Source organism: Acinetobacter sp. AOR01_HL (assembly GCF_027855455.1).
Classification (GTDB): Bacteria; Pseudomonadota; Gammaproteobacteria; order Pseudomonadales; family Moraxellaceae; genus Acinetobacter; species Acinetobacter baumannii.
Map to the genome: position 1 here is coordinate 1 of NZ_JAKTIM010000057.1, position 26,628 is coordinate 26,628.

Consider the following 26,628-nt stretch of genomic DNA (forward strand, 5'->3'; position numbering starts at 1 on the left):
TCATTTTTTAGCCATGTTCTATAGCGCACTGCGGATTGATAAGCGTTGGGATAGCTATTTTTAATTTCAAAAACGGCTTTAAATAATAAGTAATACGGCCCTTCTAGATCGGTATGTAGAAAGTAAAGCTTTTTGAGTTTATCGATGGCAGGAGTGCTTAAGTCATATTCGACCATTGCGACTACTTTTTCTTGGAGCTTTTCTTTTTGCACCATGAGGCAGATTTCAATAAGCCTTTCTTTAGAGTGAAAATAATTATAAAAAGTCGCTTTTGTAATCTCTGATTCTCTCACTATTCTGTCGACCCCAATAAGGTGAAATCCACGGTGATGAAACAGATCAATTGCTTTATGTACAACGTATAAGGCACGTGTTGGGAGAATTAAATTTGGCATAGTTTTACCGTTATAAATTCTTGTTGTTTGTAAATGAGATACTTTTTTGGGAGAAAAAAGGCACAGCAAAGCCTATAAAGACTGTGCTTGGCACATCTCAAGTTTTATTGTTGCTAAGTTTTTGGTTGTGACGATTTAAAGTCTGAAAGCGCTAATAGCCCTCAAACTGCTTTAAGGTTTATGTGGTGTCGTTATAGCTTTTGGCAAAGGCTGCCAAGAAATAATGGATGTGCAAAGCCAACTCCTTTTTATTGGGAGTTCTGCCAAAGCATTAAAATTATGGTGGCAGAACGAGAAAGGGTTAGCAGACTGGTGAAAGATATAACCAGCACACCCGTAGGTGTCCCTCTCCCGTCCTACCGCTACGGGAGGAGACTAGGAGTTTACACATAAGAGTATCCCTCAGATGGAATAACTCTGATGCGATCTTTCATCACGGTCTGCTAAAACCGACTGGCAATGTGGCCAGCAGGCAAAGGATAAGCTTCACATTTATTGCAGTCAAGCACACAAAATGACATTTGTTTTAATTTAGATCATTAAAAAAGTAAGGCTAAATAATGAATAAGTTATTGTTTAAGATGGGTTTATAAAGGTGGGTTGAGGATTAGTAGAACTTTGGGTTGTTGCATGCTATATCAGGTAAAAGTATTCTTAAGAAAAATGGATGTGCCAATTATAAGATGATGAATAATTAGATGAGTGTTAGCTAGTAAAATTAAAATTATTTTTGTTTAACCAATTCATAAGCATAGTTTAAGTTTTCCAAAAAAATATTATCTAAAAGTATATATTTTAAAATCAATAATCGTATGGTTTAATTATTAAACAAACTTAAATACCACTTTAAATTTAAACTAATTAGAGTTTCTACATGTCAGACGACCAAAATTACGATACAGATGATGTAAGAGAGATTATTGCTTCTTCTTTGGATATAGCTGAAGAGCGAACAATGTCATTAAAGGAATTTCAAAAAATATTTAAAGGCTTTGGCAGAAATTTAAGTGGAAGAAAATTTTCTGATTTACAACAGAAGCTGGCAGCAATCTATGACTTAGATAAGTTAGAAAAGTTACAAGAAAAAATTTCAGATACTGTTAATAGACATATTTTATTTGATGACAAGTTTCTTACTGTTTATCAAGAGGTTAAAAATATTGATGAAATTAAAAAGAAATTAGACACGATTTTTGAGAAATACCAACCGAATCCTGAAATTGAATCACAAGTTAATAAGAGAACATTTTATCCTTTACGAAGAAATGATATTAGGGAAGATCTAATAATCTCTTATCAATTTTCACAAGTACGCGAATTAACTGTTAGACAGGAAATTGACTCCTCTGATTTGAAAGACAATATTAGTGAGTTATATAGTCAAGTTTTTGGTTTCAAAACCACCGAGTTAACATGTTTTGACTCTGTAGTTATTGATATAGAAAGACAAATATTAATTGTATTAATTGATTTGGCACGAATAATGCCAAGAAATGAACTTAACGTTATTCATAGTAATTTTTCACATTTTATAAAAAAAGAGTTAGGTTTAGAAATCATCGAAAAATACGATTTCCTTTCTTCCCCGTTGGACCTTTTCCCTTGCATCCAGAAGTTTTATGATGAAACAGTGGATAAAGTTAGTGGAGTCACAGAGATCTACTTCACCACAACTGAAGGTACAGCTCACCATGAAAAGTTACGTGGAGACAGTGTTGATATTCGTCAGGTGACCTATCATGAATCGGGTGTAAATGGTTTAAAAAACACAGAAATTGATGGCGTTAAACTTGATGAAACAATTACGCCTTATAGAATAAGTAAAAAATACTATGATCGAGATATAGAAATTTCATTAAATAGTAGTTACAACGCGTTAAGCAATATTAATGGCAGCCATCTATATAATGCCTTTATAATAGGATCTCGTTCTTATGAAGATATTGAGTTTGTTCTCAATAAACTTTTAACACTAAGGTAAGATGAATGGCACGCTCTCAATATTTATTAGAGCTTAAAAATAAGCTTGAAACACAGTTAGAAGATGTTTCGACTGAGATGCTGAGTGCGTGTCTAAATTTGATCGATTATGTATCTATCGCACCAACAAAGAAGACCCATTTAACTTTTGTCGATCTCTATAAACAAGTAGATCATTCGATTTCTGAAGATATATTTTATAGTGCTGTATTCCACTTAACTAAGAAAAATATAAATGTTTTGACTCAAAAATTTGAAGCATATAACTCTGTTATAGACAGATATGAAACTATTATCGACGACGATGATATTAGAGAAATATTAAAATCTATAGCTAGTGGTGACTATATTCATCCGCTGAGCGGGCAAATCTTAACTGCCGAAGATTTTAACCAACAAGTATTAACCTACTTTTCTCCATCAGATTTTTTTGTGAGTAAATTATATGCTCACTAATCAAGGTATTTTAGATCCCCGCGTTATTAAATTCATGACTAGGTTAAATCCTGCATCCTATCAAGATTTTGTTGATTTACTATATTCAGACTTAGATGGAATTTTAAGAGAAATTCAAGCTAGTCGTAAATTAACAGTAAAAAAATATCCAGACGTAAACTCTGATGAAGCAGTTTTTAAAGTATTTGAAGATGATATTAATACTCAAATAGTTCGTGATTTAAAATTATTAAATTATGATGCAGTACACGATAAGTTTGACAATGGACATGTAGATATACATGTTGAAGTTTCAGGCTTCCCATTTAAATGGCTAGGTGAATCTAAAATTTGGAAAGGTGTTAGCAAAATAGAAGGTGGTTTTAAACAATTATTGGAAGATTATTCTACAGGTGAGGATAATGCAAATTGTGGTGGTGTCTTAATATATGCTGTTGATACAGATTACAATACAAATCAAATGTTAAAAATTTGGTATGAGGATTTAGCGGAAGCTAGTAAAGATTCTACTAGGAATCAAAACTTACAAGGGCTAACTCTTGAATGGCCTGATGAAAATAAAAATATTTTTTATAGTACTCAAATACATCCTCATTCAGGCCTTTCTGGTTATAAAGTAAGACATTGTATCTTAAATCTTAAATCTAAATAACTTCTGGTGTATAGATGAAAAATAATATTCAACCTAAAAAATGGAGAAAAACTAAATCAAGTAATGGTTTTTTAATTCATGAAATAGTTAATCCAAATAAAGATTGTAGTGGGATTCGTAAATATTTTTATAAAAATAAACAAGCATACAGGATTACATTAAATAGTAGACTAGCACAGCAATTAGCTGGATATGCATTAATTGAAAAAGATCTTAGAAGTACAATAGTTTGGTTAGAAACCATAGAAAAAATGCAAGAAGGTATTCAACAAGTTGAAGGAGGATATATTTCAACTGATAGAGAAAAATATAATATTATAAAAGGCTTATATATAGCTTCATTAATATTTTATGGAAAATGTTTTACCAAATGTGAAGGACGTAACGCACAGTTGAGTCAAAGAAATATTGATGAAAAATTTATTCAGCTTCATATAGAAATCATTAAACAACGACATAATTTCGCTGCTCACAGTGGAGCTGAAAGAATTGAATCTGTAGAAGTTGCACTAGTATTTCCCCAACAAAGAAATGCATATCATATATTTGATATTTTTACAGAACTTAACCAACCGGATGCATTCAATCAATTTGAAGATTTAAAATTTATTGATTTAGTTAAGCATCAGTATAATATTGCAGTTAAAAAGAGAAATGAACTTCAGAAATTAATTATAGAAAGAGACTTAAAAGAAAAAAATATAGATGAATGGATTAGACTAGGTAAAAAGTCTTTAAATAAATTTTAAATAATTCTCTTATTTTTAAATACTTATTTATTTAAAGGAATTGCTAATTTGTTCTACCCTAATTTAATAACGATTTTCTAATCAGTTTAATAAGTTGTTTATATCAATAAAAAACCCTAAACCATTATATTTTAAGGCTTTTCAATTCATATAAAGTTACTCGAGTTTATATGATTTTTTTATACAATAAGCTTTGGACGATCTAACCTTTTAACATAAGAAAAGTTTACATATTTGTGAGGTTACATCGCCCAATTAAGTTATACATAGAAATTAGATTCAATCTATTTTCATAAAATATAAATCATTGCCTTTGGCAATTACTTTTTCTTGAAACGGAACCATTACAATACAATTTGCACTAAGAGGTGGCTCTATTTGATATGGCTGCTGTTCAATAATTTCTAATATATATTCCCCACTTTCGTGAGCCTTGTAATGACCCCATAACAATTTTCTATTTGTTGCATCAGGAACAATCTCTATGTCCGTTTTACCTTTGAAATAAGCATGATCAAAAAAGTCTGAGATGTGTTTATTTAAAATATATTTCACAAAAGCATGCATCAGAATCACAATATCTTGGATATCACCCGGTAAGTTAATAATAGTCGCTTTGTCTTCTGTAACGACTACACGCATACCTTTGTGATTACCGTTCTCATCATAAATCTGAACTGTCTCACGACTAGGTGGCGTTCTATCTTTACCCTTGAGAATTTTAATTTCATTACCAGGCATACAACGAGTATTCAAAGCCGCTGACATACTGCTTTGATCAAAGATCGGAAGTTTCTCAAGCTGAAATAAAGCGGAACGACTATTTTGATATGTACAACAAAGAATGACATCAAAATTCATAGTCTGTTCTTCAAAGAACTTTATATAATCGTCCCTGCTTGTCGTTAATGACTCATCTAAAGCCGAATTATTATCTTTTTTAAGACTATTAAATGCAGCATCGTAACGTTCAGGTTTAAGTGATTTGATTTCTACCTGCTCATAGCCCCATGTTTTCAAAACATCTTTAACATACAGACTTTCCTCACTCATTTCTTCTTTATCAAAAGAATGCATACTTACAATAAGAATTTTTGGTTTTTTATAAATAGTTAATTCTTTGATCCCTGCCCGTCTTAAGATAATTAGTTTTTCAGGAGTTAACCTCTCATCTTTTTTTAGAATCACATCGCCTTGTTTAAATATGCTGCCCTTAGGAATAACACCATGCATGGCAAAGATAGGGCCAGTAATCTTTTTGGCATTAGTGTCAGAAAGATCAAGTCTTTCATCTTGTTCAGCAATCACTGAATCTAAAGACTCTGGTAATTTTGTATAAGCAGGAATTTCTAACAAACTTGAAGTTTTTAGGTCTAATTTATACGGATTAATAGATCTATAAAGCTGTTGCCCCCAGTAGTACCAATTGGCAATGAATAAAGGGCTTTCTATACTCGCAGTTTGAGTTATTTCTGAATTAATAGCCCAACCCGCATATTCAGATAAATTATGCAGAGGATAATCCTGTACAGCATATACATCACTTGCGTTAAGTTGATTTATAGCTTCATCTAACTTTACAGTTTCTTTTAAATCGCCTTTAGGCAAACTTATATTGATGTGATAAAAAATATCCGTTAAATGATTTGGTAAGTTATCTGGTATTGGCAGTTTTTTTTTGCATATATAGATCCTAAAAGTACCTCAAATAGGAGGTACTTCATTAGTTTTTAGTTATTAATAAAGAATTTATCGTTATCTAAAACATTCAATATTGAATAAAGCTCCTGACTGCTTCAGCCTTTTAGGAAATGAAATTGCTCTTTTAGGCTAATACAGAAACTGAAATTAAATTATAAAACCAATAAAAAAAGCCCTAAACCATTATAGTCTAGGGCTTTTTCAGTCATATAAAGCTATCCGAGTTTATATGACTTTAAATCTTGGTAGGCATATCCAGACTCGAACTGGAGACCTCTACGATGTCAACGTAGCGCTCTAACCAACTGAGCTATACGCCTAAGATGGAAAGCATCATATTCATTTTTCAAAAGCAAAACAAGTGATTTACCAGTGAAAAAAATACAAATGAGCAGACTTTGAGCAAACTCTTTTTCATTTCCCAAAAAGTAAAACGGTACATGGTTCAACCACATACCGTCTTTATTTAGCCAAATATCAAGGTCAACTTAACAAGGGCACTTCTTCAAAGTACCACCTGCAGATGGGTATCTTGCATCAACACAATGTCGATAGAAAGTTTGTGCATCCATAGGCGTTAAATCTGGATGATGGGCTTTCATATGCTCCAGATACGTTTGATAGTCCGGCACACCAACCATGAGACGGAAGCTTTGCTGTAAACGCTGCCACAAGGTTGCGATACGTGACCAGTTCTTTGGTGAGAGTAATATCTCTTTTTGCGAAAGCACGGTCATTTTGATGATTTTCGCAATAATGACAGTACCATTTTTTGCAAATTTAAAATTCATCTTTATTCTCCTCGAGTGGTAACCACTTCAGGATCGGTATATACCGCAGGCGCTTCATTTACAGTCGGTGTTGGACTTGCTAAAGCACGACGAACAATACCAATTGAGGCAATAATCATGACAATCGATACAATCATAAAGAACCCACAAAGTGCAGCATTAATCTGGTTCGACATCACAATAGTTTGCATTTCGGCAATGGTTTTTGCAGGCTTAAGAATTTCACCACGAGCAATCGCATCGGAGAATTTATGTGCTTGAGCCAAGAAACCGATTTTCGGGTTTTCGTGGAAAATCTTCTGCCACCCTGCTGTCATACAGGTAATGAACAAGAAAATGGTTGGAATGATCGTCACCCACACATACTTTTCTTTTTTCATTTTGAACAGAATCACGGTACCCAAAATAAGTGCCATCGAAGCCAGCATTTGGTTACCCACACCAAATAGAGGCCATAATGAGTTGACGCCGCCAAGTGGATCAATCACACCTTGATAGACGAAGAAGCCCCATCCACCTACCGCAACGGCTGTACCTAACAAGTTACCAAAGAATGAACCTGAAGATTTAACCGCCGGAATAACAATACCAACCGTGTCTTGCACCATAAAACGACAAGCACGTGTTCCTGCATCTACCGCAGTTAAAATGAACAATGCTTCAAATAAAATCGCAAAGTGATACCAGAATGCCATCATGGCACGGCTGTTAAAGATTTCAGAAATGATATGAGCCATACCAATAGCAAAGGTAGGCGCACCACCTGTACGTGAAAGGATTGAGCTTTCACCCACTTCTTGAGCTAAAACCGTCAACATTTCAGGCGTAACAACAAAGCCTAAATTACGTACAGCTTCCGCTGCAGATTCTACGGTTGTGCCGAGCACTGCTGCTGGTGCATTAATCGCGAAGTACACACCTGGGTCTAATACTGTCGCACAGATCATCGCCATGATCCCGACAAAAGACTCCATAAGCATACCGCCGTAACCGATCATGCGGATATTAACTTCGTTATCAACAAGTTTTGGTGTCGTACCACTCGATACCAGCGCATGGAAACCAGAAATGGCACCACAGGCAATAGTAATAAATAAGAACGGGAATAAGCTACCTGAGAAAACCGGACCTGTACCGTCAATAAAATGGGTAACAGCAGGCATTTTAAGGTCAGGCAATGCAATCACAATACCGACTGCCAAACCAAGAATAACCCCGATTTTAAGGAAAGTAGATAAATAATCACGTGGTGCTAATAACAACCAAACTGGTAGTACCGATGCGATAAAACCATAAATGATGAGACACCAAGTGAGCTGTGTTCCAGTTAAAGTGAAGAACTCACCCCAATATGGATCTGCGGCAACATGTCCACCATACACAATTGCCAGCATCATTAAAACGAAGCCAATAATTGAAACTTCCGCAATGCGTCCCGGACGAATAAAGCGCATGTAAACGCCCATGAACAATGCAATTGGAATAGTGGCTGCAATACTAAAGACACCCCACGGACTATGTGCAAGTGCTTTCACAACAACTAAAGCCAATACCGCAAGGATAATAATCATTACCCCAAGTGCGCCCAACATGACCACAATACCGGCAAAAGGTCCAAGCTCCTGCTTTGCCATTTCACCCAGTGAACGGCCATCACGGCGTGTTGATATAAATAAAACTAGAAAGTCTTGTACCGCACCCGCCAGAACCACACCAACCAATAACCAGATGGTGCCCGGTAAAAAGCCCATTTGTGCAGCCAAAATCGGCCCGACTAATGGCCCTGCGCCGGCAATCGCGGCAAAGTGGTGTCCAAACAGTACATACTTATTTGTTGGCACATAGTCTAAGCCATCGGCTAAACGATGTGCAGGAGTTAACCGTCTCGGGTTTAATTCAAATACTTTAGTTGCAATAAATAGACTATAAAATCGATATGCGATGCTATACACACATGCAGCTGCCAGTACCAACCATACTGCATTAACATGTTCACCACGACTTAGCGCCAGCATCCCGAAAGAAATAGCACCTATAATTGCTACTAGGCTCCAGACCAGTTTGGAGGGAAGCGTAGATTTCGCTTGCATTGTGTCCATTCTTAACCTCTCAATAAATAATTACAGCAGTTTTATATTGTTATGTACTGTTCTCTGCTCAATCCTTGTGACTCTACTCCTCCTTTGTTCTTTTTCCTCTTATACTTTCGCATAAAAAAAGGGATGATTGACATCATCCCTTCGATAATAGTTTATTTTTTAACTATTATGCACGCTCTAAATACTCACCAGTACGAGTATCTACACGAACGCTTTCTTCTTGCTGAACAAATAACGGAACACGAACAACCGCACCTGTTTCAAGCTTAGCTGGCTTACCGCCACCGCCAGAAGTATCACCACGTACGCCCGGATCAGTTTCAACAACTTTCAACACAACGAAGTTAGGTGCATTTACGTTTAAAGGAACGCCGTTGAATAACATGATTGTACATGTTTCATTTGAGTCGTCTTTTAACCATTTAGCAGCATCACCCATTGCAGTTTTGTCAGCTGCAATTTGTTCGAAGCTTTCTGGGTCCATGAAGTGCCACATTTCGCCATCGTTGTATAGGTAGTTCATTTCTACTTCTACGATGTCAGCAGCTTCTAAAGTATCACCAGATTTAAAAGTTTTTTCTAAAACTTTACCAGTTTTAAGGTTACGTAATTTTACACGGTTGAACGCTTGGCCTTTACCCGGTTTTACGTATTCGTTTTCCATGATTGAACATGGGTTACTATCAAGCATGACCTTAAGGCCTGGCTTGAAATCATTTGTAGAATAATTGGCCATGACTGGCACACTCCAAACTTAACAAGTCAACTATGCGATATAATGCGCTGTTGCATTATCTTAATCGTGTCGCATGATAAACTATTTACACCAAGAGCAAAACTGGCAATCACAACTCAGTGACCTTATTACCGATCCTTTAGAGTTGTTGAACCTGCTCGAGTTATCCACTGATCAGCTATTATCAGGGGCGATTCTGGCTTCTGAAAAGTTTAAATTGCGTGTTCCGCGTGCGTTCGTCGGAAAAATGAACGCTAAAGATCCTCTTGATCCGCTTTTACTCCAAGTGTTGCCACATCATTTAGAACTTGAGGAACATCCTGAGTTTGTCACCGACCCTTTAGGTGAAGAAGCAGCCAATCAGTTACCGGGTGTTTTACATAAATATAAATCTCGTTTTTTACTGACTTTGACCGGTGCATGTGCGGTCCATTGCCGTTACTGCTTCCGCCGTCACTTTCCTTATCAGGAAAATTTACCTAAAAATGAAGATTGGCTAAACATTAAAAATTATATCGAGTCGAACCCCGATATTAACGAAGTGATTTTAAGCGGAGGTGACCCTCTTACGCTTTCTAACCGTAAATTAGCGCTTTGGCTAGAACGTTTATCATCTCTCAAACAAGTGAAGATTCTGAGAATTCATTCACGCGTTCCAATTGTCATTCCAAACCGTATCGACGAAGAGCTTATTTCTTTATTAAAAAACAGTAGGCTGCGTATTATTCTGGTGGTACACTCAAACCATGCTTCTGAACTCGATGACTTTACTTGTTCAAAATTGTTGCAGCTATCTGAACACCACATTACTGTTCTAAATCAGGCAGTATTGCTTAAAGGGGTGAATGATTCTGCTCAAACTTTAACTGATTTAAGTTATCGTCTATTTGAAGCTCGCGTTATGCCATATTACTTACATGTATTAGATAAAGTAAAAGGCGCACAACATTTTGATTTAATACCATCTGAAATAGATGCGATATATCAAGACGTGTTAGCGAGCCTACCAGGATATTTGGTTCCTAAACTCGTCAGGGAAATTGCGGGCGAAAAGAATAAAACACCGCTTTTTGGGGCTACAACTTTTTGAGTTATATAATAAGTGATGATGAATAATGCACTTTCGGACATTTTTCACAATCAAACCGCACTTACTCGTGAACGGTTAAGCTTTTGTGAAGCCAACATTAAAGATCTTAATGAGTGGGTCACTACCCTTTCTATTATGCAATTGGGTGATACTTCAAAAGCGCTATTTACAGCAATTTTGGAGCTGAATGAGTTAAATTGTAGTGAAACCTTACGCTTTGACTTAATTCAGACACTTCACCCAACCATTAATAATGTGTTGGCGAGTTTAGAAAAAAACTTCTTTAACCAAGGCGTCATTAGTACCGACCGTAACGAGCACATTATTGAACTGGCTATGCTTCTGCGCTGTTATTTTGCCAGTATTTATTTAAATATTGCGCAAACAAGCCACGAACAGCTACAAAAGCAGAAGTTTTCTTTATTCTCTTTTAAACAAAAGAAAAATTTACAAACCGCACGAATTCTGGCGACATTCCACGCATTGCAGCAGTTGACCAATCTTTTATATCAACAGCATATGCTCTATAGCGAACCTGTCAAAGGTCAATGGTTAATTGCCCACCAGCTTTATGAAACAGCGGTTCAATACAAATATCATTTAACCAATATTAATCATATTCAAGGTGTACAGCACCCGTTAGCCAATATTACGCAGGCTTATGCTCAGCTTATTTTATTAGATATTTTTAACACCAATCAGATTCGCCAGTCAGAAATTCAGGCCCTGTTTCAATGTAGTTTTGACTGGGCACGCATGATTCAGATCTTGCCGAAAGACACTGCTTCAACAAAGTATGTGGTCGACCCAACTAAAGATCATCCGCCTGTATATAACAAAAAACAAAGTTCAAATTTCAATCCAAGTATTTTTATTAGCACGCAAGCTTTGCTTGAGCATGTCACTGCCACCATGCATAAAAATGCTCAATATATGTCTAAAAATGAAAAGATTTATTTAAGTCCCGCATTAAAGTTTCACGTTCAAACGATTTTGGGCACCACAGCACAGCGCCGTCATGAGCGTTACGAATATAATGCAGCTTTACAAATCTGTTTTGGCTTAAGTACCGCACATTTTTATTTATCTAAAGCCAAAAACTTTGAAGAAACGCTACAACTGAGTAATAACTATAATTTACAAAGTGAATCGAAAGTCTTATCCAATTTAGAGAAAAAAGAACAACAAACCTCGTCTTATCAACGCTTAAGCCGTGAGAGTAAAACCATTTATCAAACTACCGTGCTTGATATTAGTGTTAATGGCTATCGTATTAAATGGTCCGGCGAAGCACCTAAAAACTTAAGAACTGGCGAATATATTTTGGTGAAGGAAACGCTACATGGTCAGTGGCGTGGCGGTGTAATTCGCTGGATTAAGCAATCTACAGAAAAAAGTCTGGAACTGGGTTTAGAAATTCTTTCACAGGCCATGTTCCCTTGCGCTGTACATATTCAGGCAGAGCGTCATACGCGTAATTATCACCCTGCACTATTACTACAAACTCAAAACCTAGAAGAAATACAAAACACGCTTATTTTACCGGGGTCTCAAATTTTTAGAGAGCAACAAACAATTCATTTACGATTGGGGACAGAAGAAATCAAAGTGTATCTACTCAAAGCACAACTCATTACTCAAAGTTTTATTCAATTTCAATTTGAGCTTCTGAATGAGCAGCAACAGTACCTGCTTGATCAGTTCATGTTGAAAAAGAATAACACCGTGAATAGCCAAGATTTATGGGAAGCATTAAAGTGAGAAACTCTTTACTATCTAAAAGGTTAAAACGTACTGAAATACGTTTACTCATTATTGATGATAACCAGTTACGTTATAACCAAATTTTAAATTTATTATTGGGGAATGATTATCAAGTTAATGCCTTATTACTTGATGATTTAAAAAGTTTTGAAAAGCAGCTCAATACATCTTGGGATGTCATTATTTTTGGTCGCGCCTATGATTTGAAAATTGAACAAACTCTCTCCCTTGTTCAAGCCTCAGAACAGCCGCAGCTTCCAATATTACTTTTACAGCCAGACGATTACCAAGCGCAGCAATATCAAAGCTATATTCAAAAAGGAATTTATGATGTAGTCCCATTAGAACCGCTAGATTATTTTTATATTACTTTGGTTCGGGCACTGTCATACAGCCGCCTTTTACAGACGGAACAACGTCTTTTGGCCGAGCTTGATACCATTCATACGCATACGCAAACGCTGGTCGACAACAGCCATAAAGCGGTTGCTATTTTTCAAGAAGGCATCCACATTAAGGCAAATACCGAATATTTGAATCTTTTTGGTTTTCAACAAGAAGAAGACATTATCGGATTGCCGATTTTAGATGTCTTACAACCCAACGATTTAAATGTTTTTAAGCAGCGGTTTAAGAAAATTTCTTTAGGCCAGTTCGATCAGGCACGCTTTGAAATCCAGAGTCAGCATCAGGCTATTTCGGGTAATAATGCGCTAAAACTCGAGTTTATTCCAAGCCAAGAAGAAGACGCGGTACAACTCACCATCGACTATCAAGTTGATCTAACTACTCCAGCAAATAGTACTCCGTCCGAAAAAAGTGTTGGGTTGAGTGCAGCTTGGCCGCAGATTAATCGTCATTTATCGACTCACCCTGCCCAAGCAAACGCAATTGTTTTATTTAGACTTGCCCAGTGCCCAGAACGAATTTTTCAACAGGGTTGGCAAACTTTAGGACAATATTTCAATCAGCTCCATGGTTTTTTAAAAGACCATGCACAGATGCCGATTTTCCAAGTCGACTTGGGTAGTTATGTGGGGATTTTACAAGCCGAAAATAGTTCAGTTTTAAACTCACAGCTGACGAGTTTACAAACTTTGCAAAAAGAACATTTGTTAAAAGTGAATGAGCAAAACTTTTCAGTACAGTTAAAGCTTGGTTATGCTTTTCTCAACCAGCCCTTAACTGAGAACTCTTTTAGCTCATTATTGAACGAGGCTGAAAAACAGGATTTACCTCGGGTTACACCTCAACTTGAAGTAATGCCAACAGTAGAAAAAACGGTTTCACCGAGCATTGAAGCTGTTCCTCTTGATTTAACAATTGAACATTTTGACCATACGCCTCAGTCCTCTTTGCTCCAGCAATTAAGACAAAAACTAGCTCAGGGCGAAATACATCTGAAGTACCAGCAAATTTACGATAAGCATGACCAAGAAACTCATAACTATGAAGTGACAAGTGGTTTTATTGCTGGTGAACAATGGTATGACTTAAATGATTTAAGTGATCTTAAAGAAGATGCAGAACTTTCAATTCAGTTAGACCGCTGGATATTGGTAGAAGCGTGTAAACAGCTTCATAATTTCATTGCTCAGTATCCTAAAGCGAAACTCATTATTAACCTTAATATTGATATTTTGCTGAAAGATAAAACATTCCCCGAGCTGATTTCCAAACTACTGACTATTATCGGAAGTAAAATTGAAAGCCCACTGATTTTGCAATTTTCAGAACAAGCTCTTCAGCCTTATCTTCCAATTGCTCAACAGCACATTGCTCGCTTACGCCAACATGGTGCGGAAATTTCAATTCGAGATTTTGCTTCTTCTATGTATAGCGATTCAATATTACAGCAGCTTGATATTCAACTTGTAAAATTACAGTCCAGCAAAACTGATCTATTAAGCTCAGACCAAGGGCTTAATAACTTACAAGAAAAAATATTGAACTATTTGACTGTAAAACCGATTGGAATTTTATTAGCTCACTTGAATGATATGAACCTGTTTGCCAATGCATGGAATGTAGAAGCGCGCTTTCTACAAGGTGATTATTTTCAGAAAAAACTTGACCGCTTAACAGACGTACAAGACCAATAATGGTCTTGTATATTAAAAACAAAAAACGGGCATAAGCCCGTTTTTTGTTTCGTTTTGAAGTATTAACGCTTGATAGAGCGAGACATACCAGCAAAACGTTGTTTGAATTTGTCGATACGACCACCAGTGTCTACATTCTTTTGTTTACCAGTGTAGAAAGGGTGGCAAGCTGAACATACGTCAAGGTAAATAGTTTCTTTACCTAAAGCAGAACGAGTTTCGATTACGTTACCGCAAGAACAAGTTGCAACTAATTTTTCATATTTTGGGTGAATATCGGCGCGCATCGTCGATTACTCCTAATTGAAGAAAGGCTTAAGCTGTCATCGCAATTGATCACTCTCAATTAAATTGAGGAAAGCTTTTACAAGCAGATCAACACCACAACAGACCATTCTTTTGGCCCACCGAAACCTCAAGGGTTAGAGCTAAGCACAACAAGTGGGCAGTATTATACGCCATATAAATTTTTTTTGCGAATTAATCTTGGGATTTAGCCAAGTAATTTGCAATTACCCCACAGACCATTAACTGGATTTGGTGAAAGATCATAATTGGTAAAACAATCATACCTAAAGGTTGGCCAATAAATAAGATTTGTGCCATAGGTACACCACTGGCCAAGGTCTTTTTTGAACCACAAAAGAACACTGTAATTTGATCAGCTCGGTTAAAACCAAAAGCGCGCGGTAAATAAAGTGCAAGCAGCATAATAATGGTGAGTAAAACAGAACAAGCAATGGTCAAAAGCAGTAAGGTTTTCCAACTCACCTGATGCCAAAGCCCCGCAACCACAGCCCCACTAAATGCGCCATAGACCACCATCAAAATTGAACCTTGGTCAAATGCTTTTACAATACTTGGTACTTTTGCCATATATGGAAAAACATAGGGACGAAGTAATTGCCCTAAAACAAAAGGCACTAATAGCAACAAAGTAATTTGTATAATTGAAGATGTAGGATCAAATCCGTGCTGACTTTGTCCTAAAATAAAGAAACTGACTAAAACTGGCGTAATAAACATACCTACCAAGTTTGAGAAAGATGCACTACATACCGCCCCTGCCACATTCCCTTTTGCAACTGAAGTAAATGCAATAGAAGACTGAACAGTAGATGGCAAGAAACACATAAACAAAAAACCCCAATAGAGCTGCTGCCCTAATAGAGGTAAAAGAATAGGTTTAGCCAATAAACCAATAGCAGGAAAGATAAAGAACGTAATTGCAAATACCAGTAAGTGCATTTTCCAATGCAAAATACCTTCAATGACTGCCTCACGAGACAGCTTGGCACCATGCAAGAAAAATAAAATAGCAATCGCGACTGTAGTTAATGTATTGAAATACTGCGCAGCTTGACCACTGACTGGAAAAAAAGTTGCTAGTAGTACCATGCCAACCAACAAAATTGTAAATCGATCAAGTGCCAAGAACTTCAGCATGTTCACATCCTATGATTATTTTAGATAAAGAAAAGCCCAGTTGATAAATTGACCATTTGGTCAAGCCTTCATCATACTGGGCTATAAAAATAAAGCTAGACTTTTAAGACCTAAATCTTAAAGCGCCTGAGTCATTTATTTAATTATTTCTAGCATTTGCGTCTTGTTGAATAAGCTCGACTTTGTAGCCATCCGGATCTTCAACAAATGCAATCACCGTTACACCCCCCTTCATTGGGCCAGCTTCACGAACGACTTTACCACCACGTGCTTTGATTTCTTCACATGCTTTATAAGCATCTTCAACACCAATCGCAATGTGACCATAGCCATTTCCTAAATCATAACTTGAGGTATCCCAGTTATGAGTAAGTTCAAGCACGGTATTATTTTCTTCATCGCCATAACCAACAAATGCCAGTGTAAAGCGACCTTCTTCATAATCACGCTTACGAAGTAACTTCATCCCTAATACTTCGGTATAGAACTTTAAAGATTGTTCTAAATTGCCTACTCGCAACATTGTATGAAGCATTCGCATGTTTATTCACCTGCCTTTTCTATGTCATGTGTTTGATGATCTTTAAGCAGTTTTCCAACCCAAACAACTAAAATTAAGATTGGAATCCCGATCATTGTGGTCATCAAAAAGAAGTTTGGGTATCCAATATTACTCACTATGGTACCCGAATATCCACCTAAAAGTTTTGGGGTAAGGGTCATAAGTGAGCTAAAGATCGCATATTGAACAGCAGTAAATGACACACTGGTCAAACTTGAAAGGAACGCAATAAATGCCGCACCGGCTAAGCCTGAAGCCATGTTATCAACAACAATGGCAAAATAAAGCCATAGTGAGCTATAAGGTTTAATGACTTTACCACTAATCTCAACTTCTTGACCTGATTGAGTATCAATGTACGGTAAAGGATCGATATTCACATCTAATTCAGGTTTTGGTACAGAATTTGAAGCGACTTCATAGGGGTGAGTAATCGATAATATTTTTTGATTTCCATCGACAATTGAAGCAGTAAGTTGCTTACTTGGTGATGACAATAATTTTTGCATATCAATTGCTGCGTTAAACACGCCCTTTTGATCTGTCATTTTTGCATCAAAATTTTGTCCATCAAGATTCACCACAATCTTTTGAGTAGGTGATAAGGCTTTACCAAAATACTGCCCACGAATCACGACACTGCCTTCGGAAGAGTTAGCCGATATCTGATCACTTCCCATTAAAGGTAAAATTTGTAAAGGAACACTCTCAGAGTGAGTTGTCACTAGAGGTTGAGCCCGAACGATAGTCTCGGCTTGTTGATCTTGCAAAGCATAACCAGCTTTGACATCAATTTGTTGGGTGCCATTAAAACTTGAGCTTGGCACTTTGAGCTTCCAATACCCCACTTCATCTGGCTTCACTTTATAATGGTGATTCCCAATTTGGACATCCACCATATCAAGCGGTTTTCCAGATTTTACTAAGCCAATGAAAATGAGATTAGTAGAGCTTGCCAATACAGCACCAACGAACATCAGTTTCATGATGTTCATACGTTGAGCTAATAAGCCACCTAAGAAACCACCCACCAAACTGAAAATAACACCATAAACTTTTACGGCTTCAGCAATTTGTTCTTTGCTAAAGTTCAGATCTTGATAAAAGACATTAGAAATCACACCAGCAATAATGTCTGAAATACGGAAGAAACCAATCAAGAATAGAAGTACTAAGGCAAGTTTGACACCATAACGTTTAAAGAAATCCAGAATTGGGGCAATCCAAGTTTCTTTAGCCATTTGCTGGTTCACTACACCTATTTTAACCAATAGATAACCAGCTAGAATGGCAATGCCTGTCGCCGTTAAAAACCTTAAAGCTTCTAAACCAAATAAAGCAGCACTATCTTGAATATTGCCAGCTTTTGAAATTGCTTCGGTAACTTGACCTGAGTAAATATAGGTTAAGACAAATGAAATAACTGCAATAAAAAATACTAAAACCAGACGGTAATAATCACTTGATTTATAGTTTTTATATATACGATCAACTTTAGGTTCACGAACGAGTAAAGTTGTAATAATACCGACCAACATGACTGCTGCCATCGTTAAATAGGTCGTCTTCCAAGCCTCGTAAATATAATTTCCTTTTGCGGTCCCCAAATGCGCCGCTAAGAATAATGCACCAGCACCAGCTACAATCATACCGATCCGGTAACCCGCATTATAAGTTGATGCCAACACTGTCTGCATTTCTGTTTCAGCCAGCTCAATACGATAAGCATCAATCACAATATCTTGCGTTGCAGCCGAGAAGCCAAGTAAAACTGCGCCTGCCGCCATTTGAACAAGATAACTGTGACCTAAAGCAGGGTCGGCAAAAGCCATTGTACATATCGCAAGTACGATTAAACACTGCGCAATAAGCAACCATGCACGTCTTCGGCCTAAAGCTTTAGTTAAGACTGGTACAGGTAACTCATCAATTAAGGGAGCCCAAACAAATTTAAAGGAATATCCTAAAGCCGCCCAACTGAAAAAAGTGACGGCACTTTTATCAATGCCTGCTTCACCTAGCCATAAAGAGAGACTAGAGAAAATCAATAAAATGGGTATTCCGGCAGAAAAACCCAGAAATAGCATAATTAATGCACGACGGTCTAAAAATGCTTTAAACGCCGAGACCCAACCAGAGGTTTGTGTGGTCATTCGTTTTTTATTTTCCATAAATTATAAATGCGCCTATTCAATCGCTTCTTACAATTGCTTTCAAGATTCTTTATGCAATCAAGTTTTGTTTTGATGATAAAAACGGCAAGTTTGCTTGATATTTTATGCTAAACCTGTATACCTTTAATCTTCAACCTTCGTTTTCTTTTGCTGGATATCAACAGTGACACAAAAACTTGATCAAGTGACATCTTCAACTTTATCACTCGCTAAAACAAACACCACAAACGTCACAATAAATGCATTTCCTTCAGCTTTTGAGCAACCTGATATTAAAATGACTTTAGATAAAACAGCGTTAAAACCCGAACAACTTACGCATATTCCAAATTTTGAAAATATTCCAGCCTCAACAAAACGCATCAAGCCGCTCAACAACTTTTTAGGGCAAGACCGCGCCAAAGCTTCGGTAGAAGCCGGCATTTCCTTACCCTACTCTGGTTATAACATTTTTGCGGTAGGAACTGCAGGCTTAGGTAAACGCACCATGATTAAGCGTTTACTACAACAACATGCCAAAACAATGCCTACTCCAGATGATTGGGTATATGTTTATAACTTTAAACAGGCCCGTCAGCCTATTGCGCTACGCTTCCCTGCTGGACAAGGAACCAAGTTTCAACAAACTCTTCATCAAACTTGGCAAATTATTTTAAAGCAGCTTGAACGTCGTTTTAGTGCAGAAACTTATCATAACCGTATCGAGCGAATCCGTCAGGAAACTGGTGATGAACAGCAACAAGCGCTTGTCGAATTAACAAAAGAAGGCGAAGAACTTGATCTAAAATTGATTTCTCGAAATGAGAAACATGGCTTTGTACCTGTACAGTTAAAAGATAATCAGGTTCAAGAACTGACTCAAACAGAAATTGACGCTTTAAATAGCAAACAGCGTGCTGAGATTGCAGCCAATATTCGCTATATGGATAAAAAGCTTGAGCGTCTTGGTTTGCATTTGGGCGACTTAGAAGATGATGCACGCGACAAAGTTTCTGTTTTAAATCGAGACATCGCCACTCAAGTGGTTATGCCACGCATGGACTTAATTTTAAATAAATATGGGCAAGTGAAAGGCCTTGAAGATTATTTAAAACAGTATGCTCAAGATATCATTGACAATGTTGAGTTAATTTTAGAACAAGAAGAAGATGACTTTGCTCCTGCTATGTTCAATCGCGTACCGGCGCGTTATCAAGCAAATGTGATTGTCTCAAACAAACCAAATAGCGGTGCACCGGTTATTTTTGAAGATTTTCCAACCCACTACAACTTGCTGGGTCATGTAGAACAACTCACCCACAACGGCACAATTACTACAGATTTCACTCTTATTCGTCCCGGTGCCCTACATCAAGCCAATGGTGGTTTTTTAATGCTTGAGGCCGAGCAATTACTCGAACAGCCTTATGCATGGCAAGGTTTAAAGCGTGCCTTAAAATCGGGCCAACTCAAGCTCTCTTCTCTTGAACATATGTTGACTTTAACCGGCAGTATCTCGATAGAGCCTGCTGCTATTCCACTTGATATTAAAGTGGTACTGATGGCAGAGCCTGAGATTTATTATGAAATTTTAGAAGTAGAACCAGAGCTTGGTAGCGTATTTAAAATTCGAGCAGATTTTACCGATACATTACAACGTAATGACGAAAATGAACAAGCCTATATGCAGCTGATTGCTGACTATGTACAAGCCGATAAACTGCTTCCATTTGACCGCAGTGCTCTAGCGGCATTACTGACAGACTCAAGCCGTCAGGCCGAAGACCAAAGCTCCTTGTCGTTACATGCTTCAACGTTGGGTGATCTTATTCGTGAAGCGCATCATCATGCATTTAAAGCCAATGATAAGATGGTAACCGACCAGCACATTAACCTTGCTCTACAACACCGACAATATCGCTTAGGCTATTTAAGAGAACTTTACTGGCAAGATTTATCGCGTGGAACCCAGTTAATCGAAACTTCTGGCCATCGTTTAGGTCAAATTAATGCCCTCTCTGTCATTCACTATGCAGATGTTGAGTTTGGTTTACCTTCACGTTTAACTGCCTCGGTTTATCAAGGCGGTGGCGATATTCTTGATATTGAACGTAGTGTAGAACTAGGCGGTTCATTGCATGCCAAAGGCGTGTTACTCATGTCCAGCTTCTTAAAAGCTCACTTTGGCCGTGAACAAATTTTACATTTTTCTGCTGCTCTGGCTTTTGAACAAAGTTACGGACAAGTGGACGGCGACAGTGCAACCGTTGCCGAGCTTTCTGCATTAATCTCTGCAATTAGCCAGTTACCAATTGATCAGTCATGGGCAATTACTGGTTCTATGAACCAGTTAGGTCAAGTTCAACCAATTGGTGGCGTAAATGCAAAAATTGAAGGCTTCTATGATGCATGTAAGCTACAAGGTCTAACTGGCAAACAAGGTGTCATTATTCCACGCCAAAACATGCAACACTTAATGCTACGTCAAGATGTGATTGATGCGGTACGAGAGGGCCAATTCCATATCCATGCAATTGATACAATTGATCAAGCACTTGAGATTTTAATGGCTCGCCCTGTTGGTACCCTCGACAAAAAAGGCAAATACAGTAAGCATTCTATTTATGCCGCTGTAATGGAACAACTTGAGTACTGGCAAGCGATCGAAGATGGCGCAGAAGTTGAAGAGGAGCCGAAGAAGAAAAAGAAAAATAAGAAAAAAATTAAAAAGCATGAAGAGCTCACAGCCGATGATCTTCCTCAAGAAACTCAAGAGGAAGTTGCTACGCTAAAGCAAAAATAACACTGACATAAAAAAGGGCTTGTAATAACAAGCCCTTTTTTATGAATGAGATAAAAGTTAACGAACAATCTGCATTGCTCTTCCGCCAGCCAACTGGCTGAAGTATTGCTTAAGCGCTTCGACACAACGTTGAATTTTCATTGGCTGTTGATCGTGTTTTGCAATCTCTGCATATAAAGTGAAAGCTGGGAGTTTCCAATCTGGAAGGATTTCAATTAAAGAACCATTCTTCAGTTCTTTTTGAGCATCTAAATATAAAATTCTGGCAATTCCATGCCCTTGCTGGCATAGCGCTTTAGCCACTTGTAAATTATTACTTTGCAAACGGCTTGCCATCTCGATATTTAATTTTTCACCAGTTTTAGCGTGCTGAAAATTAAAACTACGTGAATCATTCATTGCATTGATAGAAAGCAACTCATGGTTGTTTAAATCATTTGGATGCAAGATTGGGCTTGTTTGATTGAGATAGCTGGGAGAGGCTACCAAAATCTGATCGACAAAAGCCATAGGAATAACAGAGTCGCTCTCTTCTACCGCTGTAGAACTCATGCGCACTGCAATATCAATTCGCTCTTCGATTAAATCGATATATCGATGCCCCACTTCAAAATGAACAGATAGACCACGATGGGCAGACATCCAGTGAGATAAAGCAGGAATAATGTGCTGAACCGCTAAATCAGGGGTAGTTGCAATACGCAAGTCACCAATCAAATCATCTCGCAATTCATTGATTCTGATTTTGCCTCTTTCTGCTGCTGCCAACATTTCTTGGCAACTTGAGAAAAAAGCCTGCCCTGCCTCAGTCAAACTAAGTTTTCGCGTAGAACGATGTAATAAAATTACATCCATTTCATTTTCAAGAGAACGGATTTGCTGACTTACAGCACTTGTTGTAATGCCTAATTCACGTGCCGCACCACTAAATGAACTTTTTTCAACCACACAAGCAAAAACACCCATCGCACGAAGCTGATCTAACATAGGTTTCCTCAAATCTAATTCTAAATTTATAAAAAATGCTTATTGTTGTAATGAAAGCAACCAATTGTATTATACGAGGAAACCTATATTTAATGCATTAGCTAATTTGGTAAAAGATTTGCAGGGTTGATCGGTTTACCGTCAAGGCGAATTTGGAACTCAAGCATAACGCGAGATGCCCCTGAAGACCCCATTTCAGCAATCTTTTGGCCTGCGGTTACATTGTCACCACTCTTCACCATCATCTTGCTATTGTGGGCATACGCACTGATGTAACCATCAATATGTTTAATTAAAACTAAGTTACCATATTCTTTCAGACCATCGGCTGCGTATACAACTTGACCATCAGCCGCCGCATAAATCGGGTCACCTTGGTTACCACCGTAACGGATTCCTTTGACATTATTCGCCAAATTAAAGCCTTGAATAACCGGACCGTTATTTGGTTTCACCCAACGTAAGCTTGAGCTTGGAATAGACGCTCCGACTGTTGTATTGGTTGATGGCGCAACAGTTACTGGTGGCGGAGTGGTCGTGGTTGGTGCAGTGGTTGTCGGTAAAGCAATTGTTTGACGCTTAATCGGTTCCGGTTGCGCCATGACTTGTGTCGACACGGTTCTTGGTGAAGAAGATTTCTTCAATCGCAATGATTGATTAACATAAATACGATATGGCGGTGCAATACCATTCATCTCTGCAATACTGAGATAGTCCAGACCATAACGCATTGCAATACCACTTAAAGTATCACCTGAACGGACTGTGTAATAGTTAGGAGCCATTGCATAGCGAGAACTATTATTAATTTGTGGTTTAGAAGCACATCCTGCCATTGCAACAGTAAAACCTACAGCTACAGACAACATCATAATTTTCATTATTTTGTCTCTTTGAATATGCAATCTGCTTTGTTGCCCAGTTAAATGCATCGATCTCCCTCACTAAATGCTACAAATCATTTCGGCTAAGAGTACCAAAAAAGTAAGAGGAAACATGTTCCTCTTTTTCTTTATTCACAAAGTTATAACATTCGGCTCAGTTTATTACCCCAAACTGGCCTGCAAATCTTCTAAAACCGCATAGTTTGTTGCATCCATCTGAATTGGCGTCACGCTCACAAAACCATTCGCGACCGCAAAAAAATCAGATTGTATTTGACTAGCAATACGCTGTGGATCAGTTACCGCCTCACCAGCAAGACCAATCCAGTAAACCTGTCTTCCTCTAGGGTCTACATGGCTGGTGATAGGTTTAGATTGGGCACGGCGGCCTTGGTAAGTAATTTGTGTACCTTTAAGCTGAGGTACATCTGGAATATTAATATTAAAAATATGTCGCGGTGGCAGTGCAGGTAGTCCTTTTGCAATAAAGTCATGTACCCATTTAGCTGCTTGCGCATAATCATCTTTATGGTCGTATGAACGTACATCAGGCCCAGCCAAAGAAACCGCAATTGCCGGCTGTTTCATTAAGCGTCCTTCAAATGCAGCGCCCACTGTTCCTGAGTACAGAACGTCATCACCTAAATTTGCGCCACTATTGATTCCACTGACAACCAAATCAAATTCGAAATCAAATAATCCATTCATGGATAAATAAACACAATCGGCTGGTGTGCCATTAACAGCCCATACATCTTCAGCAATTTGAATAGGACGTAAAGGACGATCTAAAGTTAAGGCACTCGAAAACCCGCTTCTTTCACTTTCTGGTGCAACCACTACAACACGGCCTAGTGGTTTTAACGCGTCAGCTAAAGCTTGTATACCTGGTGCAAATACACCGTCATCATTGGCAATTAAAATATTCACAAAAAATCTTTCTCGACAAATAAACCCAGAGGTTTTCTCAATTGAATTATTTGTTGAATTATATATATTTATGCCTCCATAGCATTATAAAATTGTGAAAAAATGAAAACTTTCGCTCCTTTTTTTCAAGTATTGGGAATCAGTATCACATTGTGTACTCAAGCGGTTTTTGCTGATGAGGGTATCTCAACACAAGAAGCTGACAGCTTAATTAAAGATGACATTGCCTCTACTCAAGTCTTACAGGAAATTTGCCCTACTTTTGTTGGTGCAAATAAAAAACTTGAAACCAATACTCAAAAGATTATTGCAATGTACCTGAGTGGTTATTCCAATAAATCAATTACCTTCTCTGCGCTGCAAAATGATTCAGAATATAAAACCCTGTTAAGTGAAGCACGTCAGGCTGCCAAAGAAATGGATCACCACGAACAACATGAACTTTGTGAGGAAGTGGTAAATTACAAAGATTAAGAGCTTAGCTCAATCAGTACGCTTATCTTTGGGGTTTTCTGTTGAGATAAAGCAGAAAACCTACATAACAATACATTTTTTCCATTTTTTTAGCGTTTAAATTGTTTAAGCTATCGGCATATTTCAAATTTTTGTTTCAGGTTATCCATGTTTATGAAAAAAAGCTTAGTTCAATCACTTTCTGTTGTTTTACTCATGACAATGGCAACAGTGGGTTATGCTGCTGACAAGAAAAAAACAGCTGAAAAGAAAACTGAAAATGAAAATGTTGTTGAAGTTACACCGACCAAAGGTACTACACCGGAAGAATTAGCAGCAATTCAAGTACTTTCTGAAATTTGCCCAAGTTTAATTGGTAAAAAAGATGCCGAATTTGCTCAAGGTTATGAGCGTCTTGTAAAAGACTATTTGCCAAATGAAGCCGATCCAGTTGCAGCTTTAGAAAAACGTAGTAAAGACAAGAGCTTCAAAAAAGTCTTAAAAGAAGCACGTAATGATGCAAAAGCTGCTGGTAACGAACAAAATACGTTAGTTTGCCAAGACGTGAAAGCTTATCAATCGCAAAACTAAATTAGTTAAAAACTCTCTAGTTACAATACTGTTTGAAAAAGCCGACTTCCCCCATAGAAGTCGGCTTTGCTTTATCCTAAAATGCTAGGCTCTTCTGCTTCATACAAGATATTGGAATTACCTAGAATGACTCGAAAAAGCGCTATTGCTGCACTCCTCCTCTTACCAAGTTTTTCTTATGCAGCAACTGTCTTATCAGCTCCGCCAGAATTAAATAATAAGTCTTATGTATTAATGGATTACGAGACAGGACAAATTCTCGCTTCTAAAAATGAAAATGAAAAGCTTGCTCCTGCTTCTATGACTAAAATGATGACAAGCTACATCATTGAACAAAAATTATTAAAAGGTGAGCTTACCGAAAATGAACAGGTTCGTATGAATGAATCTGCTTGGTGTAAAGGCAGTAGTTCTGAATCATGTATGTATGTTCCATTAAATGGCACAGCAACTGTTTTAGAAATGCTTCGCGGTATTATTATTCAGTCAGGTAATGATGCATCAAAAGCAATGGCTGAACATATTGCTGGGAATGAAGGTACTTTTGCTCACATGATGAACCAGGAAGCAAAACGTATCGGAATGACCAATACCCAGTTTATTAACTCAACTGGTATGCCAGCTGAAGGTCATTACTCAACCGCAAAAGATATGGCTGTTTTAGCACAACATATTATTAAAGACAGCTCAAAATACTACCCGATTTATTCTGAAAAAGAATTCACATTTAACGGTATCAAACAAGGTAACCGTAATGCTTTACTTTACACTGACCCAAGTGTTGATGGCTTAAAAACAGGCCATACTGATGAAGCTGGTTACTGCTTAACAACTTCAAGTAAACGCGGTCCAATGCGTTTAATCTCAGTTATTTTCGGTACACCAAGCATGTCTGAACGTGCTGACCAAACTCGTGCATTATTGGCGTGGGGTTTTGCAAACTTTGAAACTGCAAATGTACAACCTGCAAACCAAGTTCTTGCAAAAGCTAAAGTTTGGTTTGGTAAAGAAAATGAAGTTCAGGTTGGTTTAGCTGAAAACTTTAATGTGACTATGCCTAAAGGCAAAGCGGACGGCATTAAAACTCAGTTGGTTGTTCAACCGAACCTAAATGCACCACTTCAAAAAGGTCAAGTCGTTGGTAAGCTTGTTGCTAGTTTAGATGGTAAAGTTATTGCTGAAAAACCATTGGTTGCTTTAAAACCTGTTGAAGAAGCTGGTTTCTTCGCACGTTTAATTGACCATATCAAACAATTCTTCAGCAACTTATTCTAAATTTAAATAATTTTAGAATAGTTGAATTA

23 protein-coding genes and 1 tRNA gene are annotated in these 26,628 nt (G+C 37.6%); 11 read left to right on the plus strand and 13 right to left on the minus strand.

Going from position 1 to position 26,628, the window contains the following annotated elements; translation table 11 throughout:
* On the minus strand, window positions 1–395 hold a 395-nt coding region (locus tag MKL62_RS17775), incomplete at its 3' end, for a TetR/AcrR family transcriptional regulator (RefSeq protein WP_270899796.1).
* 874 nt (window positions 396–1,269) lie between these two features.
* Here MKL62_RS17775 and MKL62_RS17780 point away from each other — a divergent pair.
* The 4 genes from MKL62_RS17780 to MKL62_RS17795 are packed head-to-tail and all read left to right on the plus strand — an operon-like array spanning window position 1,270 to window position 4,232.
* Window positions 1,270–2,376 carry a hypothetical protein gene (locus MKL62_RS17780; protein WP_005128198.1) on the plus strand — a complete coding sequence of 369 codons (1,107 nt, stop codon included), beginning with the start codon at window positions 1,270–1,272 and terminating at the stop codon, window positions 2,374–2,376.
* Between the two features lie 5 nt (window positions 2,377–2,381).
* Window positions 2,382–2,831, plus strand: coding sequence for a hypothetical protein (locus MKL62_RS17785; protein WP_005128195.1), 450 nt, complete (start codon window positions 2,382–2,384; stop codon window positions 2,829–2,831).
* Window positions 2,821–3,483: a hypothetical protein gene (locus MKL62_RS17790; protein WP_005128192.1), complete on the plus strand. Its 663-nt coding sequence runs from the start codon at window positions 2,821–2,823 to the stop codon at window positions 3,481–3,483. Before MKL62_RS17785 ends, MKL62_RS17790 begins: the two co-directional genes overlap by 11 nt.
* Window positions 3,484–3,497: 14 nt before the next feature.
* Window positions 3,498–4,232 (plus strand): hypothetical protein, encoded by a 735-nt coding sequence (locus MKL62_RS17795; protein WP_005128191.1) that lies wholly within the window; start codon window positions 3,498–3,500, stop codon window positions 4,230–4,232.
* Window positions 4,233–4,511: 279 nt separating this feature from the next.
* Here the strand turns inward: MKL62_RS17795 and MKL62_RS17800 are convergent, their stop codons facing one another.
* From MKL62_RS17800 to efp, 5 genes are all read right to left on the minus strand, one after another.
* On the minus strand, window positions 4,512–5,918 hold the full coding sequence (locus tag MKL62_RS17800; RefSeq protein WP_230258783.1) for a molybdopterin-binding domain-containing protein: 1,407 nt from the start codon (window positions 5,916–5,918) through the stop codon (window positions 4,512–4,514).
* Between the two features lie 258 nt (window positions 5,919–6,176).
* Window positions 6,177–6,253 (minus strand) — tRNA-Val (locus MKL62_RS17805).
* A gap of 168 nt (window positions 6,254–6,421) precedes the next feature.
* Window positions 6,422–6,724, minus strand: a complete 303-nt coding sequence (locus tag MKL62_RS17810) for a YbdD/YjiX family protein (RefSeq protein ID WP_001009533.1) — start codon at window positions 6,722–6,724, stop codon at window positions 6,422–6,424.
* 2 nt (window positions 6,725–6,726) lie between these two features.
* Complete coding sequence (locus MKL62_RS17815; RefSeq protein WP_000380470.1) at window positions 6,727–8,823, minus strand: carbon starvation CstA family protein; 2,097 nt, start codon at window positions 8,821–8,823, stop codon at window positions 6,727–6,729.
* A gap of 166 nt (window positions 8,824–8,989) precedes the next feature.
* Window positions 8,990–9,559, minus strand: a complete 570-nt coding sequence (gene efp, locus MKL62_RS17820) for an elongation factor P (protein ID WP_000035083.1) — start codon at window positions 9,557–9,559, stop codon at window positions 8,990–8,992.
* A gap of 73 nt (window positions 9,560–9,632) precedes the next feature.
* On the opposite strand from efp, the gene epmB reads away from it, so the two are divergent.
* From epmB to MKL62_RS17835, 3 genes are read left to right on the plus strand one after another with little or no spacing between them, the layout of a single operon-like run.
* Window positions 9,633–10,649 (plus strand): EF-P beta-lysylation protein EpmB, encoded by a 1,017-nt coding sequence (epmB, locus tag MKL62_RS17825; RefSeq protein WP_000611579.1) that lies wholly within the window; start codon window positions 9,633–9,635, stop codon window positions 10,647–10,649.
* A gap of 15 nt (window positions 10,650–10,664) precedes the next feature.
* Window positions 10,665–12,410: a cyclic-di-GMP receptor FimW-related protein gene (locus MKL62_RS17830; protein WP_000981543.1), complete on the plus strand. Its 1,746-nt coding sequence runs from the start codon at window positions 10,665–10,667 to the stop codon at window positions 12,408–12,410.
* Window positions 12,407–14,515: an EAL domain-containing protein gene (locus MKL62_RS17835; RefSeq protein WP_005128172.1), complete on the plus strand. Its 2,109-nt coding sequence runs from the start codon at window positions 12,407–12,409 to the stop codon at window positions 14,513–14,515. Before MKL62_RS17830 ends, MKL62_RS17835 begins: the two co-directional genes overlap by 4 nt.
* A gap of 62 nt (window positions 14,516–14,577) precedes the next feature.
* On the opposite strand, the gene rpmE is transcribed toward MKL62_RS17835, so the two are convergent.
* The 4 genes from rpmE to MKL62_RS17855 form a co-directional block, all read right to left on the minus strand.
* Window positions 14,578–14,802: a 50S ribosomal protein L31 gene (rpmE, locus tag MKL62_RS17840; RefSeq protein ID WP_001200845.1), complete on the minus strand. Its 225-nt coding sequence runs from the start codon at window positions 14,800–14,802 to the stop codon at window positions 14,578–14,580.
* Window positions 14,803–14,995: 193 nt separating this feature from the next.
* Window positions 14,996–15,967: a bile acid:sodium symporter family protein gene (locus MKL62_RS17845; RefSeq protein ID WP_001984712.1), complete on the minus strand. Its 972-nt coding sequence runs from the start codon at window positions 15,965–15,967 to the stop codon at window positions 14,996–14,998.
* 133 nt (window positions 15,968–16,100) lie between these two features.
* Window positions 16,101–16,502, minus strand: coding sequence for a lactoylglutathione lyase (gene gloA, locus MKL62_RS17850; RefSeq protein WP_001242511.1), 402 nt, complete (start codon window positions 16,500–16,502; stop codon window positions 16,101–16,103).
* 2 nt (window positions 16,503–16,504) lie between these two features.
* A complete protein-coding gene (locus tag MKL62_RS17855) occupies window positions 16,505–18,694 on the minus strand; it encodes an AmpG family muropeptide MFS transporter (protein ID WP_005128171.1) in 2,190 nt (729 codons plus the stop codon).
* A gap of 166 nt (window positions 18,695–18,860) precedes the next feature.
* On the opposite strand from MKL62_RS17855, the gene MKL62_RS17860 reads away from it, so the two are divergent.
* The gene (locus MKL62_RS17860; RefSeq protein ID WP_000192284.1) at window positions 18,861–21,479 is read left to right on the plus strand and encodes a Lon protease family protein; all 2,619 of its coding nucleotides are present in this window, start codon (window positions 18,861–18,863) and stop codon (window positions 21,477–21,479) included.
* A 57-nt stretch (window positions 21,480–21,536) separates the two neighbouring features.
* Here the strand turns inward: MKL62_RS17860 and MKL62_RS17865 are convergent, their stop codons facing one another.
* From MKL62_RS17865 to surE, 3 genes are all read right to left on the minus strand, one after another.
* Window positions 21,537–22,466 carry a LysR family transcriptional regulator gene (locus MKL62_RS17865; protein WP_000886770.1) on the minus strand — a complete coding sequence of 310 codons (930 nt, stop codon included), beginning with the start codon at window positions 22,464–22,466 and terminating at the stop codon, window positions 21,537–21,539.
* Between the two features lie 101 nt (window positions 22,467–22,567).
* Entirely contained in the window at window positions 22,568–23,398 is an 831-nt protein-coding gene (locus MKL62_RS17870) for a peptidoglycan DD-metalloendopeptidase family protein (protein ID WP_005128169.1), read from the minus strand.
* 114 nt (window positions 23,399–23,512) lie between these two features.
* Window positions 23,513–24,280 carry a 5'/3'-nucleotidase SurE gene (surE, locus tag MKL62_RS17875; protein WP_001023216.1) on the minus strand — a complete coding sequence of 256 codons (768 nt, stop codon included), beginning with the start codon at window positions 24,278–24,280 and terminating at the stop codon, window positions 23,513–23,515.
* Window positions 24,281–24,382: 102 nt separating this feature from the next.
* Between surE and MKL62_RS17880 the strand changes: the two genes are divergently transcribed.
* The 3 genes from MKL62_RS17880 (at window position 24,383) to dacC (ending at window position 26,599) form a co-directional block, all read left to right on the plus strand.
* Window positions 24,383–24,754, plus strand: a complete 372-nt coding sequence (locus MKL62_RS17880) for an MCR_0457 family protein (protein ID WP_000846423.1) — start codon at window positions 24,383–24,385, stop codon at window positions 24,752–24,754.
* A gap of 147 nt (window positions 24,755–24,901) precedes the next feature.
* Window positions 24,902–25,324, plus strand: a complete 423-nt coding sequence (locus tag MKL62_RS17885; RefSeq protein WP_000480886.1) for an MCR_0457 family protein — start codon at window positions 24,902–24,904, stop codon at window positions 25,322–25,324.
* A 126-nt stretch (window positions 25,325–25,450) separates the two neighbouring features.
* A complete protein-coding gene (dacC, locus tag MKL62_RS17890) occupies window positions 25,451–26,599 on the plus strand; it encodes a D-alanyl-D-alanine carboxypeptidase PBP5/6 (protein WP_000197255.1) in 1,149 nt (382 codons plus the stop codon).
* Window positions 26,600–26,628 lie beyond the last annotated feature (29 nt).